The sequence below is a fragment of the Pseudomonas sp. ESBL9 genome, from assembly GCF_036668715.1.
Lineage (GTDB): Bacteria > Pseudomonadota > Gammaproteobacteria > Pseudomonadales > Pseudomonadaceae > Aquipseudomonas > Aquipseudomonas lundensis.
Genome location: NZ_JAZEVV010000001.1, coordinates 377,237 through 396,547, shown reverse-complemented (window position 1 = coordinate 396,547; position 19,311 = coordinate 377,237). Strand labels below are relative to the sequence as shown.

The following is a 19,311-nucleotide window of genomic DNA, read 5'->3' as shown; positions in this document are numbered from 1 at the left end:
TACAGTGTGCTGCGAGCAAGGTATGAGATAGACCTTGGACTTGTGCAATCTCAAAAAATTAGCCTAGATCAGGCATTGCAGGAATTAGGGGTTTTTTAAAGTGGAACTTGTTGAGTATCTAAAAGAACTACAAGCCGAGATACGTGAGGCAGAGCTATCATTCGATTCACCCGGGGAAAAATATCCCTATCCAGAATTAGTTTTTGCCGAAAAGGTCATGCAACACATGTCCGACATCGGCATGACCAATGAGCCGCAACTGTGCTATTTCGACGATCAACCCGGCGCCTCTACCCTGCGTTTGAGTGGTTATTCGTTCGGTTCTTCAGACGATGACGAGGCTCCGGATCAGCTTGACCTGTTTGTCAGTCTCTACAAGGGGGTTGATGAAATTGAGCCGCTCCCACAAACGGAAATTGTCAAATCCGCCAACCAATGCATGCGTTTTCTCAAGAACTGCGTCAATGGGACGCTTGAGAAGAGCATGGATGAAACAAATGAGGCTTATCCTCTAGTTGTCAGCGTCAGACAGTTCTTCTCTGGTTTGGTCAAACTAAGGGTCTTCGTCATCACCGATTTGTGGCTGAAGAACAAGGGGGGATTTGCCCCCACTGAATTCCAAGGAAAATCCATCCAGCTCGAAGTGATGGATATAGAGCGGTTGTTCAACCACCTCCAGGAGAACCGCCCTAGGGATGAAGTCTTAGTAGACTTCAATGAGATATCGGGAAGCGCTCTGCCTTGTGTATGGGTCCCCGGTGTTGCAGGTGAGTATGATTATGCCTTGACGGCGATTCCAGGTGAGGCTCTAAGGTTTATTTACGACAAATATGGCGCGCGAGTTCTTGAAGCCAACGTGCGCTCCTTTTTAAGCGCAACCGGGAAAATCAATAAAGGCATTCGCGACAGCCTGCGCACAGAACCGGAACGATTCATGGCTTATAACAACGGTGTTGTTTTGGTTGCCGATGAAATAGGAATGAACCGAGCAGCGGATGGTTCACCTGGTATCCTTTGGCTGAAAGGAATGCAGATTGTCAATGGAGGACAAACCACTGCATCTCTCTACTTCACCAAGAAAAAATTTCCAAATACGGATTTGTCCAAGGTGCGAGTACCAGCCAAGCTCATCGTATTACGCTCCTCGGAAAGCGAAGAGTTGTTGATTTCCAACATCTCTAAATATGCAAACAGTCAGAACGCCGTAAAAGCATCTGATCTTTCGGCAAACCATCCCTTCCATACGGAAATTGAAACACTGGCCGCACGAACCTATTGCCCGGATGGAGTCGGACGCTGGTATTACGAGCGGTCTGGCGGTAGCTATAAGGTCATGCTTGAACGAGAAGGTAAAACACCTGCTCGGATCAAAAAGCTGCAAGCAGCTATTCCACCTGCTCGCAAGATCACCAAGACAGACTTTGCAAAGTTCCTGAACGCGTGGGGACAGAACCCCCATATGGCGAGTCTTGGCGGACAAAAGAATTTTGACGCGTTCATGGTGGATGTAGATAACCGCGCGGAAAAGGGCCTGTCAAAAGTACCTGAGCCAACAGAATTCAAGCGGATGATCGCACAAGTAATTCTCTTCAAAGCTGCTCAGAAGCTTTTACGCCCCCTGTTTCCTGCATTTCAAGGAAATGTGACGATTTATACCCTGTCACTTTTCTCTGCCAAAGTTGGCTCCAATTTCGATCTGGAAATGATCTGGCAAAATCAGAAAATATCACCTGAATTGGCAAAGCAAATTGTTGTTTGGGCAAAAGAAGTCGATGAGGCCTTACATAGCGGAGCACAAGGCAGGATGATCTCTGAGTGGGCAAAAAAGGAAGAGTGCTGGATCTACATTAAAAACTACAAATACTCGCCAATGAGCTCAAGCATTCCAGAAAGCAAATTACCTTAGCGAGGTTTTTGGCGCCATAGCCGAACCAGCTTCGTGACGCCCGCCGAGCGACATCGAAGGCTGGATCATCAGATTTTTGCTCAACGCCATGAACTGTAAGTGCAAGCCCCGGAAATGAAACTGGATTGCTGGTCAGGTCAGACGCGAAACTGGGAGCCGATAGTAAATGTGCCGCTGACCTCGGAGAGCATTTACGGCACTACTATCGGTCCGAATAGCCCGTACGGGGTGATTTCGCGCGCGCAGAGATCGACCAAAAGCCAAGCAGCGGCGATAGCCGCATGGCAACGAGGTCCCCACCGCACCGACTAAATGCCGAGGGTCTATGGGTTTAAAATTGAACAGGGGCAGTTGAACACCCGGGTCAGTTTTCGGTCAGCGGCAACAATCGGCATCGCTCTTCTCCTGTTCTCGTCTCAATTACCGGGATATGCCTTCTCAATCTGCTCATCAAACTCGCCGCCCACCCCGCAGTAATCACGGGGAATACGTTCAATATCCTCGCCGATTTGCTCGATCACCTCGCGCAGTTCCAGCTGCGCGAACCAGCGCGCCGGAATGGTCGCGGCGCCGTATTGCACGCCAAGCAGGTGGCCGGTGATCAGGCCAGTGCTGCCGCTGTTGCCGCCGTGGTTTACGGCTGTGATGATGCCGCTTTCCAATGAGTCCGCAAATAACGCGCACCACAGCCCGATGGCCAGCGCTTCTTCGGCGACCCAGCCACCGCCCAATTCAGCAATGCGTTGTGGCGTGGGCCGGTAGCCTTCGTAAAAGAAGAACAGCACGCGCTCGATGAAACTGCGGGATTGTTCCATGCTGGGCTTTTGCCCGTGTTTGGCCAAGCTTTCGCTGATGGCGTGTTCGAGGCTGTCTTGCCAGTCGACCATGCGCTGGAGAATGTCCGCGAAAAGGCCACCGGCCAGGTAGCCCGTCGGGTGCCCATGGGTCAGGCGGCCGGACTGGGTGGCGTAGTCAAAGGCGTTAGCGAAGAATGCACACGGCGCAGCGCGGACCAAGGCGCCACAGCCCTTGCTGTTGTTCTCGGCGACAGCGCCCATCCGCTGGCTGGCCTTAAGCGCCGTGAGGCAGGTGGTGCCCGGGGCTCGGCGTGACCATAAAGCCTGTTGCTCGATCAGCCAGCCATCTTGGCTGACCACTACCGGTGCGGGGTAATCCTGGGTCAGCAGCCAGCGCAACTGGGCATGGTGAATGATGCTGGGCACATGACAATCCCCACCCGCGCTTCCACGCACGAAGGCCCGCAGCAAGCCTTCGGCGGTGAAGAGCATCATCTGGGTGTCATCGGTGATGGCGCCGGTAAGGCCGAATGCGGGGGCGAAGTCGACGATGCCTTGGCAGCCGTACTTGGCTTCGATCACCGGCCATTCAAGGAACTCCACCGGTGCGCCAAGCGCATCACCTATGGCACCACCGAGCAGGCAACCCTTGATCCGTTCAAGTCTGTTCATGTCTATTCCTTTCACGCGGTGGGTACCGAGGCCTGCAGCATCGTCAGTTTTACCTTCAACTCTTCGACTTGGGCTTTTTCTGCCCGCAGGGCTGAGCGCAGTTCGCGGTTTTCCGTTTCCCAGATGCGTGCCCAGCGAGTGAGATCCCGTTCGCCTAACAGCAATTGCCAGATGTCACGCAACCGCAGGTACTGCAGCAACAGCACCAACAGGATGATCCCCATCAACAGCAACGCACCTGTCGAAACCGCGTCCAACGTCGTCATATCCACTTCCTTCCGTGAGATCGAGGCACCTCGAAGACATCCACACGATATGTAGTATTTAACGACAGGTCTAGAATGTAGACTTATACAGGTAAATAAATCACACACATTGAAGTGCATGAAACATCTAGCGGGAGCCAAAAGGTTTAGGCAAAAAAATGGCTTTTTGCCGTCTCTTTAGAGGGGGCCAGAGCTAGGCAGGGAAGCCCCTCCGAAGCGGAATCACATCCCCGGCACCGGCTGCACCGGGCAAAGGTTTGAACAACGCATCCAGCAACATGTGTCCTTATACTTTACACATGGAAGCTGCAATGGAAGGCGCCAACTCGAAAGCCGAGTGAAAATTTGAGGATATGTCGCCTACAACGACAGGTCTTTATTGTAGAGTGATGTGTTCAAGTAACCGCACACAAGGAGGGGAAGTGAAACGCAAGCAAACCATCGAGCAGGTACGCTGGGACTTGGCACTTCGCTACAGGTTGATCGAGACTGTTGCATGGTGGGAAGGCCGTCTGACCACGGGGCATTTGATTCAGAGCTTTGGCATCAGCCGCCAGCAGGCGTCCAAGGACATCAATACCTACATCACCGAGCATGCGCCGAAAAACCTAGCCTATGACAAGCAGCTCAAAGGCTATGTCCCCAGCAAGCATTTCAAGCCAAAGTTCATCGACGACAGCGCCAGCGCTTACCTGCACCTGCTTTACCAAAACAACGAACGCGCCCCACACATCGACGGGCTCGCCTTGGCCTATGCCCACACCAAGGTACTGGAAGTACCGGACAGGCCGATTCACCCAGAGATTTTGCGCCCACTGCTCAAGGCCTGCCGCGACGGCCTGCGCCTAGAAACCGAGTACGTGTCACTCAATACGCCGAACCTGGAAATTCGCCTCATAGCGCCTCACACACTGGTCTATACCGGCATGCGCTGGCATGTGCGGGCATACTGCGAGAAGAACGGTCAATACCGGGACTTTGTGCTCAGCCGCCTGCGCGGCGAGCCGGACTTGCTCGACGCTTCGGAAAATACCCGTGAGCTAGATGAAGACTGGAGCAACGAAATTCCGATCGTCATCGCGCCCGATGGGCGATTGAACCCTGCGCAGAAAGCGATCATTGAAACCGACTTCGGCATGGTTGACGGCCAACTAGTGGTGCCCAGCCGCAAGGCCTTGGTGAAGTATGTATTGCAGCGTTATCAGATCGACCACAGAAACCTGGACCCTAATCCTGAAGCGCAGCAAATCGTGGTGACTAACCTCAGGGAATTGAGACCGTGGCTGTATGAGTGATTAGTTGGCAAGTCGGTTGATTACCTGACCGCATGTAATCAACCTATCCTCCCTGCCAATAGCGCTACAACGACTTAACGATCTTTGCGTGTGGGTAACATTTCCTTCAATCCGGCGCTCATTTTGTGCCTGATTCGCACCGCGGTTATGTAATTGTCGATCTCCCAGATCAAAAGCTGCTGCGCTATGTCTTGGTGATCCGCGAGGATGGCAAGGTTGCGCGGAGTGTTCCCTTCGTTGTTCTTCGCATCAATATCAACGTTGAACATGAAGTGTTTTTCAGAGAAGTGCTTAGCTGCCTTGAAGTGGCCGTTTGCGGCCAACCAGTGGATAGGTGTGTTCCCTCCCACATCACGGTCGTTGAGACTTCCGCCTTCCCGGTATCGCTTTTCCAGCGTATTTAGCTTCCCCTGCTTACCGGGCAGATGGACGTACTTTTCATTTTCTATGAAAATGCCAACGCCTCTCGATTCGAGGATTGACTTGTCCCCCACCGCACCGATCACCTCCAGTCGCTCGATCAAGAAAGTTCGGTTCAACCGATAGGCGATGTCCAGTGGGGTGTGCCCTGCAAAATCCCTGTCATTTAACGTTAGCGGCTCGAGCGACGACAGATGGTCCGTGTTATCGAGAAGCACTGAGGCGTGCCAGTCGCCCATACCGTGATCAAGCATGTCACCAACGCAATAGCCTGTCGGGGCCAGAGTTTTCTCAAGCAGCGTGAGTAGTGCGGGTGTGTAAGACATGGCATCCTTCCCTGATTGGATATATGTCAAAAAAATGGACAGCTTAAGAGAGCCACTCGAACTCGTGACGCAATGCGTCACGAGCCGAGAACGGCCCGGAGAGTGCAAGCCATTACGCCAGACGAACGAACTCTGCTTCGATGGTTTCACCGGTCTTGCGCCAGGCATGAAAGCGCTGGCGTTGCTCTTGGCGTTGAGCGATGTTGTCCTGCATCTCTTGCACTGTGCCAAGCAATTCCTGATACGCAGGGAAGAAGCGCAGGATGAAATGCTCACTGTCGAGAAGCTCAATCATCTCTTTACGTTGTTTATCGAAGTTCTCCACCATTTGCTGCTGGGACTTGCGGAAGGCTTCTTCGCGCTGAACTTGTTGATAGGTGTCCCAAGCCTCCAGGGCGAAACCTAAGACCGCTAAAGCGCCATTGATATTTTTGGCCAGATTGACCGCGCCCCAAGGCTTGAATTTGAGCATCTTGCCCAAGTCCATTCCCAAGGTTTTGGCGACAGCGACGATGCCGTCACGTGTTGCAAGAACCGAGGTATTGTTGATCAGGTTGCTCTTGACGACGTAGTTGACACCCTGTTTGCCAAGTTTGGTCACTGTGCTGTTGAAGTGCTCAATTTCCGAGGCAAAACTCAAGCGCATACTGCTGATCTCTTGGGTCACACCGTTGAGCTGTCGGTCGAACTCGTTCTGCAGCGTTGTCGCCATAACGAAGCCTTCATTGCCGATTTCACGCTCGAAGAATTCACCGCACGTTTCGAGCGTGAGGCCCTTGGCCTGAAGGATGAGATCCGTGAAGTAGTCGAGGACAAAGCTGCGCAGGCTGATGCGTACGTCACTGATGCGGCTATTGGCAGCTTGTAACTGCTCTTGCAGGGTCTTGCCCATGCGCTCCAGGCGACTGACCTCATCACCGATCTTTTCGTCGTTCTCCACGGCCACCGGTACTTCCTTGTGCAGCACGTCGAGGATAACGCTGTTACGCGCCTGGTCGACGATGGCCACCGCACCACCGCTGGTTCTGATTTTTTCTACGGTAGCGCCTTGCAGGTTGGCGATGTGGGACAGTGTCTTGAACTTGTCCAGATTTGCCAGCCAGTATTCGGTGCCCATATCGAAGGGGTTGGCGGCTACCGCCACGATCGACAGCGCAGCCAATTGCGCTTCGGTGGCGTCGATGGAGTCGCGCAGTCGGCTTTTGACATTGTCACGCTTGATCTTCAGGTTTCCCTGGTAATCCTGCTCATCCTCGACGTCGGCAACTTCGTCGAAACGGCTGAGGACGAATACCGTACGCGGCAGCAAGTCGAGCGTACGGAACAACCAGTTCAGCTCATCCGCGTGGCTTTCCTTGATCGGGTTGGTGGAGTTCATCACATACAGGATCAGATGTGCCTCGCTGACGTACTTGCGAGTGATGTCCTTATACTTTTCGATAGTCTGGGTATCGGCGTTGTACTGCTCTTTGAAGCCAAAAAGCCCAGGGGTGTCGATCAACACAAAATCGTCACCCACCTCATACACTTTTACTTCGTTGGAAGACTCCTGCTGGCTGATGTTCATGCTGGATTTATCCAGCCGCTCCATCCAGGCCGCCGCTATGGAAGTTTTGCCTTCGGAAAAGCCGCCCACCAAGGCGATTTTCAGTTTATCCCCCGCGACTTGATTACGGGATGTGGCGAGCTTGGCCAGCAGCGTTGGATCAATCGTTACACCCAGGTGTTCTCCCTGGCGAAGAAAAGTCTCCAGCCGATCGAGAACATCCAGCGCGCTGATCTGCTGAGCCTGAAATACATCAAGTGTTGTTTCCATCAACGATTACCTTCTGCCTGAATTTCATTGGAAAGCTGAGTCAGTTGAGAAAGGGAGCTTCCCAGGATCTGATTGATGGCCGCGATTTGCGCCACCGGCTCGTTCAAGTCAGCCTGGACTTCAGCAACTTTTTTCTTCAGTTCTGGCAAAGCACTGGCCAAGCTCTTGTGAAATGCCTCTTGCAACTGCTCGGCGATTTTTTCGAGGTTTTCATCGACCGACTTGCGCTGTTGCCCTTGCTTGTACTTGGTGTTGAAAGCGCCGTAGAGGGCCTTCCCAAGACTCACCAACAGCGTGATGCCACCCAGCGCGATGATCGCCCAGCCTGCAGGGTTCCAGAACATCAGTGCACCACCAGCCAAGGTGCCAAGCAGGCTAGTCAGATTGATGCCGTTGTCGATCTTGATATCGACCTTGAAAGGCACACTCAGGCCGCCGATACGCAGCTTGCTGTACGTGGAGAGCAACTCCTTTGCATGCGCTTCGAACCGAGCCACCACAGCGGCAATCTGCTTGGCGAAGCTGTTGACTTCAGCCTGCATGATTGAGGGCAATTCGCGCTCAAGCACCTCTTGCTGCCCAGTGATACCGCGCTCCAAAGCGCTGCGGAAGTCGTCATTGCCAATATCATTCTCGATGCGTGCGTAGACTTCTTTCCTGACCGCCGTCTTGAACTTGCGGATGGCCTCTTCGCCCTTGGCGTTCAAACGCGTTTCCAAGGCCTGCAGTGCAATGCCAAGTTGCGCTTGGGAGCTGTTGCTTTCCAGACGCAGTTCCTCTTCCAGCGGTCGGAACTCGAGGCGGCGTAGCGTTGATAGCTGGTGGATGATCTTGCTGACCTCACGCCTGACCTTATGCAGGTTGGAGCGCTTGATCTTCGCCCGATGATCCTTGACCAGATTGCCACTCAAGTGCTCGCAGAACGACGTCAGACCTGATTTATCAAGCATCTGCCCGGCCGGCAGTTTGCTCAGGAACTTGGCCTGATTGTTGGCCGCTGACGATCTTGGTACCAGGCAATCGGCCACCGCCAGGAACGCAGGCCAGGCACTCAGTGATATCGCGTGCTGATAATGCTCCCCCAACTGCTCGCGCATCTTGATGTCCAGGTCCTGAAGGCTGGCCTGTTCGTCCTCGCTGACAAGTTGCGGCTTTTCCAGGAGCATTGGGTTGGTGACGCGTTTGTTGAACAGTGACCAGACTTCCGTCTGGGCCCCCAGGTGGGCCTTGATCTTTTCCAGTGTCCCTTGACGCGCCTCGTCGCCTTTTTGCGGAGCCGTGGGCTTGCTGGTCACATAGAACACCGCGTGAGCCTTTTTGACCGCGCTGTCGATCTCATCTTTGACCTGCTTCTCATCGCCTTCGATTCCGGGCACGTCCAGCAACGCGAAACGTTGACCTTCGGCGCAAAAGTCATAACGGTGAGTCTGGCGAGTGAAGTCCGGGCGACCATCACCGATGATGGAGCCATCGGCATCACGGTTCAGTTCGGCCAGCCCTTCCAATGCAGCGTGCTGGCGGGTTTGTTGCTCCGTTTTTTGCGCCTGAAGTTGTACTTTCTGCTGTTCTACGACTGCCATTGCCGCTCGCCGTTGTGCCGTCAATGGCTCGATGCAAGCCTGACGCTCAACGAGCAGCTTTTCTTCCGGCAGTTTGCGCAGCGCATTGAGCAGACGCTGGAACAGATTGGCGTTGTTTTTCTTGTCGGCGATGGTTCGAGTCAATACGTCCAGCTCCGCCGCCATGGCCGCATCCTGCTGATCGAAATCCCGCGCCACCGCCTCCAGGTTGCTCTGCACAGCGGTCAATTGTTCATCCAGAGTTACGATGCTCTCTTCGAGCTGCTGCAGTGCCTCCTCGCTCAACCCCAGACTCGCTTGCAACTGCCGGAAACGCTGGCGTTGTTCGACCTTGGAGGTTTCATCCAGCAAGATCCGCAGTGTCTCGATCAGTGTCGATTTACCGGCACCGGTCTCACCATAAAAAGCCAGGGTGAACGTGTCCCACTCTGCGTGACTTTGCAGATCGGCCATTGCGTCGTTCAACTCTTGCTGCACGCCCTGGAGAATGCCGCGGGCGCTGTCCTGCTGCTTGGCCAGTTTCTGGTCCTGGGACCTGGTTTCCAACGCCTGCAGGATGACCGCGACCTCTCGGCCAACTTTCAGATAGATTTCCTTGGGGGATTGCGACTCGATAATCATGGGGCGGACTCTTTCATCCAGGTTGAAATAAGTGACCGAGGGGGTCTGCCAGACAGAGGGCTGCGTGTTACATCAGCCCTTCATCGTCGAGTTCCACCCGTGCATAAAACACAATCGCAACCGCAGGTATCAGGGCCGAGTATCCCGGCTTGAGCGCAGTCTTGAAGTTGGTCAACAATCGACTCACGGGCTTCTTTGCAAGCGTACCCAGCAAGCCGGCGACGGCATTGGCATAACCAGCCAAAGCTATTGTCGTGGTTGAGGCCATCGCCGTGCCTGCGGATGGGTCGGTCATGTCAACGTCAACCGTCGAGGGCTTGAAGTACGAGGCTACGGTGAGGCGCTCGGCCAGAGCGTCAATGTGCTTGAAATAGACTTCACGGGACATGACCTTCGCAGCGGTCAGTGGAGCGTTGGCTAACGGATGCCCGTCAGGAAAAGCGTGCTGGAAGAATGTCTTGATCAACAGCTCTTCGGTCTCCAAAACGCTGGCGCAGCGATGAGCTTTTGAACCCAACTCATAATGCTCGGCAAGCATTTGCAGTGCGTCCACATAGGTCAGGCCGCGGCGCCTGGCTGCGTTGACCAGACAATGTCCGCCGACCAGCTGAAACTCTCGTGTGAATGAGAAGGCTCGATCCTCTTCAGCATCTTTGATGTCTGTCCAACTGCTGGTCTTCAGATGTTTGATGGCTTCTTCGGTCAAATCGACCGGGGATCGTTCGAGGACTCGGTAGACAATGGAATCATTGCGCACGAAGTCATCAACAGCCGTGACCGTTCCAAGTACTTCTGCGAGCTGCTGCCCCTGGTAACCCTTGAATTTTGTCTGGGCCATGACCGCAGGCAGTTTCTTCCAGTAATCGCCGTGCCCAAATTCCGGCATCGAGATATTGTCGAAGTTTTCCACCTCGTTACGGCCCAGACTCGCCTCTCCAAAATTCATGAAAAGCGTCCAATCGTCCCTGGAATAGGCATTGATCAGGCGTCCATTAATACGCGACTCCATCTGGGCGGCATCGGATGGAGTTACTTCGACGGCGGCAGCCATTAGCAGAACATCATCGATGGCCAGTCCGTGGCCAAGCGGATCAGTGCGGCTCTTGAGCGCACTGACAACCAACCTGCCGCCTAACGAGTGACCAATCAAATTGACGGTCGTGACATGGGGGTGCTTTTTGAACAGATACTCCTGCAACTGTTCCATCAGCACCTTGCCCATCTCTTCGGCTCTTGAGCGAATCCGCGCGAAATGAACAGCGCGATCACCCACAAACACCGCCGCTCCCACGGCGACATGCACGCGCGCGCCAGCAGCGAACAGGCTGCGTGAGCTGCTGCCGACACGGGCAAAGTGACCCGAGGGCCAGAAAGCAAAGATATTCACGCAGTTCTGCAGCGATGCCGGGATGCCGCTTACCAATAACCGGCGATCTTGAAGATCATGCCCCGCCGAATATCCATGAATAAAGATATTCGCCACGGTCCCGCAAGCCTTCGGCAAAGTCCTGAACTTGAAATGTGGGTTCATGGGTCAACGTCCGACACTGGAGCGCAACATCTGGGTGCTTGCCCCTTTCGCCCCTTTTTCAGCGGGACTGATGGCGCCACCGAGGACAATCAAAAACGCAACATCACCGACCATTAACCCCATACTTCACCTGGCAGCAATTCGGAAAAAGGCCATTGCATAGGCAAAGTTCATCCGAGTCATCTCATGAAATGCGCAGACCGCGCATGTAAGGCCGATTGCAAGAGTTCGTCAGTTATCAAGTGGCCAATTCAAAATCATACGAACTTGAATCTGGCGTGCGAGGGGGCGCCGCAAGCGCTTCCCTGTGCCTGGATCACGTCAAATCTGCTACTGCGACGGCGCATCGATTATGCCCAGCACGATGCCGAATTGCCATCACCCATCCAGAACCGAAGGTCTAATACCCAAGCCAACGCCCGGGCTTCGTTACACGACGCATTCTGACCACCGATCGCCCCATGCTGTCCTCTCCCAAGCGTCAGGACATCTCGCATGCCAACCAGCCCCACTCCATTCGCCCACGATAGCCTGCGTGCTGCCGACACCTGTGCGCTCTCGCTGAAGTGGTGTTTCCAACTGATGCTGGAGCTTGGCGGCCACCGCACTTTCATGGGTCGCCACAGTTTCAATGATGACGAATTAGCCCGCGAGTTAGGGCTGGCAGAGTGGGTCGATGACCAGGAATACAACGCGGCGCAGGCACTCAAGGCATTGCGCCAGAATGCGCGTGCATTCAAGGTTGATTATCCGCACCCGTCTTACCCCGACCGATTGGCAAGCAACATTCAATCGCTGGGAGCCTTGCTGCAGTTGAGCGACGCAGAGCTGCGCGTGCTGGGCTTTTGTGTGCTGATGCATAACGATCCGGTGCTCAGCGATGCCACCGACCAGTTGGGTGTACTGGGCTACAACCGGGCGCTCAAGTCGTTGTCAGTATTGTTGGGGCTACCGCTGACGGAGGTCCGAACGTGCCTGAGTCGTGACAGCCAACTGGTACGCACGGGGTTACTGGACCTAGGCACCAGCCACAGCGCATCCTCGATGACCCTGAGTTCACTGCTGTATGTAAGCAACCAGGACCTGCCCGGCCTGTTGCGCTTCAGCCAAGGCTCGCCGCTTGAGTTGTTTGTCTATGCATTCCGCTTGAGCCCACCGGGAAAGCTGAGTCGTGAGCATTTCGTTCATGTGAAGCAACCGCTGGATATTGCCGAACGCTACCTGGCCAAGGCATTGGAACAGGGCCGGGCCGGGGTGAACATTTTGCTCTACGGGCCACCGGGCACCGGCAAGACTCAGTTAAGCCGCTTACTCGCCAAGCGTCTGAACAGTGCGCTGTACGAGGTGGCATGCACCGATCGCCATGGCGACCCGCTTTACGCCCACCAGCGATTATGTTCACTGCGTGCGGCTAACAGCGTGTTGCATGTACAGCGAGCCTTGCTGGTAATGGACGAGATCGAAGATATCTTTCAAACTTCCATCTTCGATGTCGGCAGCCGCTCCCAGAAAGCCTGGATCAATCGCATGCTCGAGGAAAACGCGCTGCCTTGCTTCTGGCTGAGTAACAGCATCGAGGCGATCGACGCTGCACATATACGCCGCTTCGATCTGGTGATCGAGATGCCCAATCCGCCGCTGGCGCAGCGCGAAAAACTATTGCGCGATTGTGGCGCGGGCAAGCTGGGCAATGAGTTGGTCGAGCATCTTTGCGCTCACGGGCAAGTCACTCCTGCAGTGCTCGAGCGTGCTGTGCGAGTAGGCCGTAATGTCTCTGCGCGCGCGGGCAAGACCTTGGACAGCACCATCCGTTGCATCGTCGACAACACACTCAAGGCCCAAGGCTTCGCCAAACTGCCACTCAACGACGCCAACGGTTTGCCAGGTTTTTATTCACCGGACTGGATCAACGCCGATCTGTCACTCGCCGGTCTGGTCGAGGGTCTGCGCGCCCATCCCCAGGCTCGGCTTTGTTTCTATGGCCCACCCGGCACCGGAAAAACCGCGTTCGGGCGCTGGCTTGCCCAAGAGCTGAACAAGCCTCTGATGGTCAAACGAGTATCGGACCTGGTCTCACCTTATGTAGGCATGACCGAACAGAACCTGGCCAGCGTCTTTGAGCAGGCCCGGCAGGAAGACGCGGTGTTGCTGTTCGATGAAGTAGACAGTTTTCTGCAGGACCGCCGCAAGGCGCGGCAGAGTTGGGAGGTGACCACCGTGAACGAAATGCTCACGCAGATGGAGAGCCACAACGGGCTATTCATTGCCTCCACCAACTTGATCGGCGACCTGGATGAAGCTTCGCTGCGGCGCTTCGATTTGAAAGTGCATTTTGGCTATCTGACGCAGCCCCAGAAGCTCGCGTTGTTTGCTGCGCACTTGAACGCCTTGGGTCTCGAGGATTCGAAACACGTCGCCGGGCAGCGGCTGCGCGGTGAAGAGCGTCTGACTCCGGGAGATTTTGCGGCAGTGGCGCGACGCGCACGTTTCAAGCCGTTCGCGAGTGCCGACGAGTTGGCAACGGCGTTGTTGGCGGAATGTCGGTTGAAATCTGCGGGGCTGCAAAAGCCGATCGGGTTCATCCATTGAACGTACCGAGAACCCATAGCCCCCCATCGATGAGCGCACCATGAAAAACCAAGAGTTGATCATCACCCATCTGAATGAATCGATCCGGGCGCTGCAACGCATCGTGATCTGCCTGGAGACAGGTCATGTGTTCGGAACACGTAAGCCGACGCGATATCGCGAGGGGCACTTTCGCAGCCACTTGGAGCACGTCCAGCATCACATCAACTACGCGTGGAACATTCGTGATGTGCCCCATGAACACGCGCTCAATGCGACCGAAGAGGAGTTTGAACGCTGGTCAGCAATCTGGATCTCGGGCGATGACTAGCAGGAGGCCGGTAGCAGCCTACCTTGCGCATTCTCCAAATGCTTGTTCAATCAACCGCGGCAGAACCTCTGCTGCCCTGCCAACCAGGCTGAACTCACGCTCCCCCACTATCGTCTCCGGCTGCACATTGATGTGCACCACCCGCGCCCCATTTTGCAGGGCAATCTGCGGTATCTCGGCCGCTGGCTGCACCAGCCCCGAAGTGCCCACCGATAGCAAAAGATCACAATCCCTGGCTGCCGCCACCGCTTTGCGCCAAACGTCATCGGGTAGCGATTCGCCAAACCAGACGACGCCCGGCCGCACCTTGCCATTGCAATGCAGGCAGCGAGGTGGCTCGATGGCGCGCCCCTCCTCTGGCTCATCGAGTTGTTCACCTTTTAACTCATAGGGCCGCGCGCAGGCAAAGCAGCGCGGCGAGCCAAGGCTGCCGTGCAAATGCAACACGTCAGGGCATCCGGCACGCTCGAGCAAGTCATCGACGTTTTGGGTGACAACGGTAAGCTTGGGGACGCATGTAGCCAGTCTGGCTATCGCCAGGTGCGCGGCGTTCGGCTTTGCCACCAACACCTTGGCGCGTCACCATTCGTACCATCCCCACACCAGGGCGGGGTCATTGCGAAAGGCCTGAGCAGTCGCCAGGGAGGCGGGGTCAAAGCGCTCCCATAGCCCGGTCAAGGCATCGCGGAACGTGGGGATACCACTCTCTGCGGAAATTCCAGCCCCAGAGAAAACAACGACACGGGATGCATCGTGCAACTGTTGAGCCTGGAACTCCATAATGACCTCCTACGCTCTACCGCTGCCCGAGCCGCAGCAGATCTCAGTGAACTATTGGTTGACCTTCACCATAAGCTAACGGACGTGATAGCCAATCATGAACAATGCCCGCTCCAGTTCCAGCAGAGTCACTACCCGCCCTTGAGCGGCGAGCGTCAGGACCACTTGTTGCAGGATACGGTTGGTATTACGGACAAGATCGGCCCAATACTCGGTTCGGTTCGTCGCCACGGTGCTGGGCTTATAAAGCGATACAAATTCGAACTTATCACGTGACGGATCACGCGTTTCCGTCTTGTTACTGGTCGTTTTGGTGTTCGGCCCCCAGCGAAATGCAAGGTCGGCCGGTATGGCGCACTGTCGATTTTTCACCAGCCAATGGCGTGTTAACAATCCCAATGCCGCGCCCACCCGCCCATCGTAAATGATGATGTTGTCCGGATCTGCAGCCGCGTAAATCTTGGTCATCGCGGAGTTCATGAGCAGGTTCTTGCCGTCAAAGGCTTTCAGCGATGCAGTGCATTCGGGGCGAAGCAGTTCGACGGCAGTGAGGATTGAGCGGCATAGGGTTTTGGCAGCAGCTTGCGCCTTGACCCACACCAGGGAGACGTCGTCCTCCTTGCGAGCGACACCACCCCAACTGAATATATTCTCGCAGGCTGTTTGTGCAGCAATATGATCGTTCGCCGCGAGTGCTTGATGAAGTCGGGTCGCAATACTGGCAAAGTCATCAGGTGCCAGCTTTTCAGGCCAGGAATAATGGTCAGCCGCCTGAGCCAGGGTCAGACACCACCAGTCGTCACCGTTGCCACGCTCTTTCCAGGGTTTCCAGGAATGATGCTTGCTGGTTTGATAGCGATGTTCGAAAGATCCTGGCGCCCCACCCCACAATGCCCCCAAATGATTGGCGAAAGCCAACTGGTCAGGGGTCAGGAGTCTTGGGGGTTTGTCGTCTATGACTGGTTTTATCAGTTGATGGTCGGTCACGACAGCCATTGGCCGTTTCGTCAGCCAGACGCAAGTGGGGCTGTTCGGATTGATACCTACAACCCCCAGTCGCTGCAGAATCGGAAGTACATAGGTAATGTTTCGCTGGCCGTATTTCCCCGATGGGAGCTGTCGGGCAGCTTTGCAAAGGGGCCCGGCTTTTTCATGGTCGTTATCAGCCCCGATCACACACGGATTACCTGCATGATGATCGTTGGCGTGCAGATACTCCAATGCCGCTTCGAACGCGACCTTGCGAATAACGACCCCTGTCTTCCCGGCCTGCACTTTGACTCGCTCAGGCGTCACGCTTTCAACAGCGAATGAAGAACGTTGCGAGGGTGTTCGAAGCGGTCCCAGTTCGCCCAACGTTGGCCACAACGATGAGACTGTTTGAGCTGCCAATTGCGTCATGCTGACTTCCTTGCCAAATCCAGGGTCGAATTGATACCGACGAACACTAAGTCGGCCCCTGCCCCTTGCGCAAGAACTCATTCTCCGCCTCCATCGCCTTGTAATGCCGATACACCTCATACCCTTTTTTGGCGATGACAAAAGCGCCAACGGTGGCCAGAATATTTTTCAGCACAGTCCTTACTCCCCTGATTGGATACTTTGAGCATGCTCATGGAGTGCGACAGATCGCGTCGCCCCCAAAAGCATCACGGATGATTTTTTGGCCTGCCAAGGCTATTGGACTCATACCCGCAATGAACGGCGAGCCACAGGCATACTCTGCTTACTCACCATCCTCATATTCGAGGTATTCACTCTGGAACAAGTCGCAGGGCAGTGCTGGTTGCGAGCGATTCAGCCGATAGCTACCGTGCTCAAAAACATAAGTTTGCAGCTCAAGAAACTCGCGGTTGCCACTCGACCTTTCGAAAGTCACAACAAAGAAAATCAGCGGTCGACTTGCCTGCCGCCACAGGCTTGCAGCTTTTTCGATCGTGGCGGCAAGGTTCTTCTCGGCACTGTAGGAGATAAACGTTGAGAAAGCGGCAGCTTCATGGTTGGACAGCAATTTTTCGATCTCGCCGACATCGTCCCTGTGCGCCTCGCTCCACTCCCACTCCACATTCGACAGTATTTTGCCGTCGGAAAACTTGATAACGGCATCGGTACGTCCACCCTGTTCAAATCCCGCCCGCGCGCCCAACAACTTCGCGCAGGTTTTAACAACTAGCCCGATATGAATGGTCCAGTCTGCCGTGTTGGTGTAGTCGCCTTCCGAAACGGGAAAGTCCTGGTACCAGAGGCAGTTGAACAGTGTGATGAAGTCTCGTTCGATACGCTTCATGTGCGCTCCTTATGGCCTGCGCTCTGATTTTCTTTGCCTGAGGCCAGACATCAGTCAGGCGGCGATGTGTGTCGGTGTCCTTGCAGGCCCTCGCGAGCGCTTTCAGTTGAAATGGCTGCAGACCTGAACGCCCCTTAACAAATATCCGCGTGTAGATCCAAAACTTTAATAAGTGATAGCCTATCGCCATGCCGCGGCAAAATGTGTCGCATGGCTTTGCCCGAACGCTCAAGCCCGGCCCCAACCAGCCGATACGGTAACAATGCTCAAGGCTAAGCAGACCTCCTCAGCCCCAAGGAAAGATCTGGAATGGACTACCAGTCGCTCAAGACCCGCCACCGCAACGAACGTGACGCGCACCACCCCAATCTTGCGCTTCGGGTTCACCGTGCCTTGAGCTGGCTCAATCGTGCGGAACAGGCAGAGGATGTGGACGGTCGTTTCATCTTCCTCTGGATCGCCTTCAACGCCGCCTATGCCACCGATATCGATGAGTATCATCGGTTGTCCGAGCAGGAAGCATTCAAGGGATTCCTGCAAAAGCTCTGCCTGCTGGACACCGAACATCTGATCGAAAAACTGGTGTGGTCGCAGTTCCCTGGCAGCATTCGTGCGCTGCTGGACAACCCTTATGTGTTTCAGAGCTTCTGGGATTTTCAGAACGGCAAGATCACCGAAGTCGTGTGGGAAGAGCGCTTGCGTAGCGGCAAATGCACAGCGCATGCAGCACTGGCTGATCGCGATACAGCGAAGGTGCTTGGGGTGATGTTCAACCGCATCTATACCTTGCGCAACCAACTGATCCACGGCGGAGCCACATGGGAAGGCAGCGTCAATCGCACCCAGTTGCGTGACTGCACCAACCTGCTTGGCAAGCTTGTGCCGCTCGTGATTCTGCTCATGCTCGACAACCCGAGAACACTTTGGGGCGACGCCTGCTACCCGGTGGTCCAGGCGTAGCACGACTATTCGCACTCCAAGCCTCTGCACAAGGACACTCCCGTGCCTTCAGCCAAATCGCATTCCACGGTTAGCCGCCAGTGGGAGCTGCTAAAGCATCTTCCCAAACGTGATACCGGCATCACAGTGACCGAGTTGCTGGCGCGTCTTGATTCTTCCGGATTCAAAATCAGCCGGCGCACCGTCGAGCGTGATTTGATAGATCTGTCATTGGTCTTTCCGTTGCAGTGCAACGACGACATCACGCCGCAAGCCTGGTACTGGACGCCTGGTGTCAATGTGGAGTTGCAAGGCATTACGCTGACCGAAGCCTTGAGCCTGACATTGGTTGCAGACGCGATCCGTCCATTGTTGCCCGCCAGCATGCTCAGCGTGCTGGAACCACGCTTCGTACATGCGCGGCAGAAACTCAAGGGTTTGGAGGACGATAACCCGGCCGCCCGTTGGCTGGAAAAGGTCGCCAGTGTGCGGCCGGACCTGAACCTGCAGGCACCAGATATCGACCCGGAGTTGCTGGAGGCATTGCAGAAGGCGCTGATCGATGAGTGTCAGGTGACATGCCAGTACTACTCAGCGCATTCCGACAAGTTGAGCGAGATGACGCTAAATCCAATGGCGATGGTGCAGCGTGGGTTGGTGACCTATTTGATCGCCACAGCGCATCCATATACCGATGTGCGCCAGTTTGCGGTGCATCGTTTTCGCATTGTCGAGCAGCTCGATAAACCCGCAGAAGGATTGCAGGGGTTCGACCTGCACGAATACCTGGCCAGCGACGCTCTACAGTTCGGAACACCAGCAAAAATCCAGTTTCAGGCGTGGGTGAGCGAGCGGCAGGCACGCTTGATTCGCGAGACTCCGTTGAGTACGGACATGACGCTGGAGCAGTTGGAGGATGGCTATCGATTGCGATCGACGCTGAGCAATACCTGGCAGTTGCATTGGTGGATTCTGTCCCAGGGCGATGCGATGGTGGTGGAGCAGCCGGCCGAGCTTCGGACTCAAATTGGCGAGACGTTGCAGCATGCGGCGGCGGCTTATTGGCCGATGGGTGAGATGGCGGATGTGGCGGGGACAGTGGTTCCGTTGACGAACGTGCTGACCGCGACATAATCCGTCGCGCCTCGCTCGTAGGGTAGTCGCCAGCCGCCACGA

Annotated in this window: 15 protein-coding genes and 2 pseudogenes; 7 read left to right on the top strand and 10 right to left on the bottom strand. The window is 55.2% G+C overall.

The annotated features are described in order from the left end of the window. The first annotated feature begins 100 nt into the window (after positions 1-100). Positions 101-1,906 (top strand): AIPR family protein, encoded by a 1,806-nt coding sequence (locus tag V6F78_RS01660; RefSeq protein WP_047296695.1) that lies wholly within the window; start codon positions 101-103, stop codon positions 1,904-1,906. Between the two features lie 12 nt (positions 1,907-1,918). Then, positions 1,919-2,092: pseudogene (locus V6F78_RS01655) on the top strand (IS3 family transposase); the annotation flags it as partial. A gap of 230 nt (positions 2,093-2,322) precedes the next feature. Here the strand turns inward: V6F78_RS01655 and V6F78_RS01650 are convergent. Together V6F78_RS01650 and V6F78_RS01645 are read right to left on the bottom strand one after the other, a co-directional pair. Next, entirely contained in the window at positions 2,323-3,375 is a 1,053-nt protein-coding gene (locus V6F78_RS01650) for an ADP-ribosylglycohydrolase family protein (RefSeq protein WP_332726507.1), read from the bottom strand. 11 nt (positions 3,376-3,386) lie between these two features. Beyond that, positions 3,387-3,641, bottom strand: a complete 255-nt coding sequence (locus V6F78_RS01645; protein ID WP_332726506.1) for a hypothetical protein — start codon at positions 3,639-3,641, stop codon at positions 3,387-3,389. A 422-nt stretch (positions 3,642-4,063) separates the two neighbouring features. Here V6F78_RS01645 and V6F78_RS01640 point away from each other — a divergent pair, with 422 nt between their 5' ends. Beyond that, positions 4,064-4,936, top strand: coding sequence for a WYL domain-containing protein (locus V6F78_RS01640; RefSeq protein WP_332726505.1), 873 nt, complete (start codon positions 4,064-4,066; stop codon positions 4,934-4,936). A 74-nt stretch (positions 4,937-5,010) separates the two neighbouring features. Here the strand turns inward: V6F78_RS01640 and V6F78_RS01635 are convergent, their stop codons facing one another. From V6F78_RS01635 to V6F78_RS01620, 4 genes are all read right to left on the bottom strand, one after another. Further along, positions 5,011-5,682 (bottom strand): ankyrin repeat domain-containing protein, encoded by a 672-nt coding sequence (locus V6F78_RS01635; protein WP_332726504.1) that lies wholly within the window; start codon positions 5,680-5,682, stop codon positions 5,011-5,013. A 112-nt stretch (positions 5,683-5,794) separates the two neighbouring features. Then, on the bottom strand, positions 5,795-7,498 hold the full coding sequence (locus V6F78_RS01630; RefSeq protein ID WP_332726502.1) for a LeoA/HP0731 family dynamin-like GTPase: 1,704 nt from the start codon (positions 7,496-7,498) through the stop codon (positions 5,795-5,797). After that, positions 7,498-9,699 (bottom strand): hypothetical protein, encoded by a 2,202-nt coding sequence (locus tag V6F78_RS01625; RefSeq protein ID WP_332726501.1) that lies wholly within the window; start codon positions 9,697-9,699, stop codon positions 7,498-7,500. The genes V6F78_RS01630 and V6F78_RS01625 overlap by 1 nt, the downstream gene beginning before the upstream one ends. Positions 9,700-9,766: 67 nt before the next feature. Next, the gene (locus tag V6F78_RS01620; protein ID WP_332726500.1) at positions 9,767-11,230 is read right to left on the bottom strand and encodes a DUF726 domain-containing protein; all 1,464 of its coding nucleotides are present in this window, start codon (positions 11,228-11,230) and stop codon (positions 9,767-9,769) included. Between the two features lie 495 nt (positions 11,231-11,725). Between V6F78_RS01620 and V6F78_RS01615 the strand changes: the two genes are divergently transcribed. Both V6F78_RS01615 and V6F78_RS01610 read left to right on the top strand, forming a co-directional pair. Continuing rightward, on the top strand, positions 11,726-13,819 hold the full coding sequence (locus tag V6F78_RS01615) for an AAA family ATPase (RefSeq protein ID WP_332726499.1): 2,094 nt from the start codon (positions 11,726-11,728) through the stop codon (positions 13,817-13,819). A gap of 40 nt (positions 13,820-13,859) precedes the next feature. Continuing rightward, entirely contained in the window at positions 13,860-14,129 is a 270-nt protein-coding gene (locus V6F78_RS01610; RefSeq protein WP_332726498.1) for a hypothetical protein, read from the top strand. A gap of 18 nt (positions 14,130-14,147) precedes the next feature. Here V6F78_RS01610 and V6F78_RS01605 read toward each other — a convergent pair. The 4 genes and pseudogenes from V6F78_RS01605 to V6F78_RS01590 all read right to left on the bottom strand — a co-directional run bounded on the left by V6F78_RS01605 (position 14,148) and on the right by V6F78_RS01590 (position 17,196). After that, positions 14,148-14,909, bottom strand: a pseudogene (locus tag V6F78_RS01605) (SIR2 family NAD-dependent protein deacylase). 75 nt (positions 14,910-14,984) lie between these two features. After that, a complete protein-coding gene (locus V6F78_RS01600) occupies positions 14,985-16,310 on the bottom strand; it encodes a hypothetical protein (protein WP_332726497.1) in 1,326 nt (441 codons plus the stop codon). Positions 16,311-16,356: 46 nt separating this feature from the next. Further along, positions 16,357-16,485 (bottom strand): hypothetical protein, encoded by a 129-nt coding sequence (locus V6F78_RS01595; protein WP_258869198.1) that lies wholly within the window; start codon positions 16,483-16,485, stop codon positions 16,357-16,359. Positions 16,486-16,635: 150 nt separating this feature from the next. Beyond that, the gene (locus V6F78_RS01590) at positions 16,636-17,196 is read right to left on the bottom strand and encodes a hypothetical protein (protein WP_332726496.1); all 561 of its coding nucleotides are present in this window, start codon (positions 17,194-17,196) and stop codon (positions 16,636-16,638) included. 309 nt (positions 17,197-17,505) lie between these two features. Here V6F78_RS01590 and V6F78_RS01585 point away from each other — a divergent pair, with 309 nt between their 5' ends. Beyond that, positions 17,506-18,156 (top strand): hypothetical protein, encoded by a 651-nt coding sequence (locus V6F78_RS01585; protein ID WP_332726495.1) that lies wholly within the window; start codon positions 17,506-17,508, stop codon positions 18,154-18,156. A gap of 42 nt (positions 18,157-18,198) precedes the next feature. After that, positions 18,199-19,269: a helix-turn-helix transcriptional regulator gene (locus V6F78_RS01580; RefSeq protein ID WP_332726494.1), complete on the top strand. Its 1,071-nt coding sequence runs from the start codon at positions 18,199-18,201 to the stop codon at positions 19,267-19,269. Positions 19,270-19,311 lie beyond the last annotated feature (42 nt).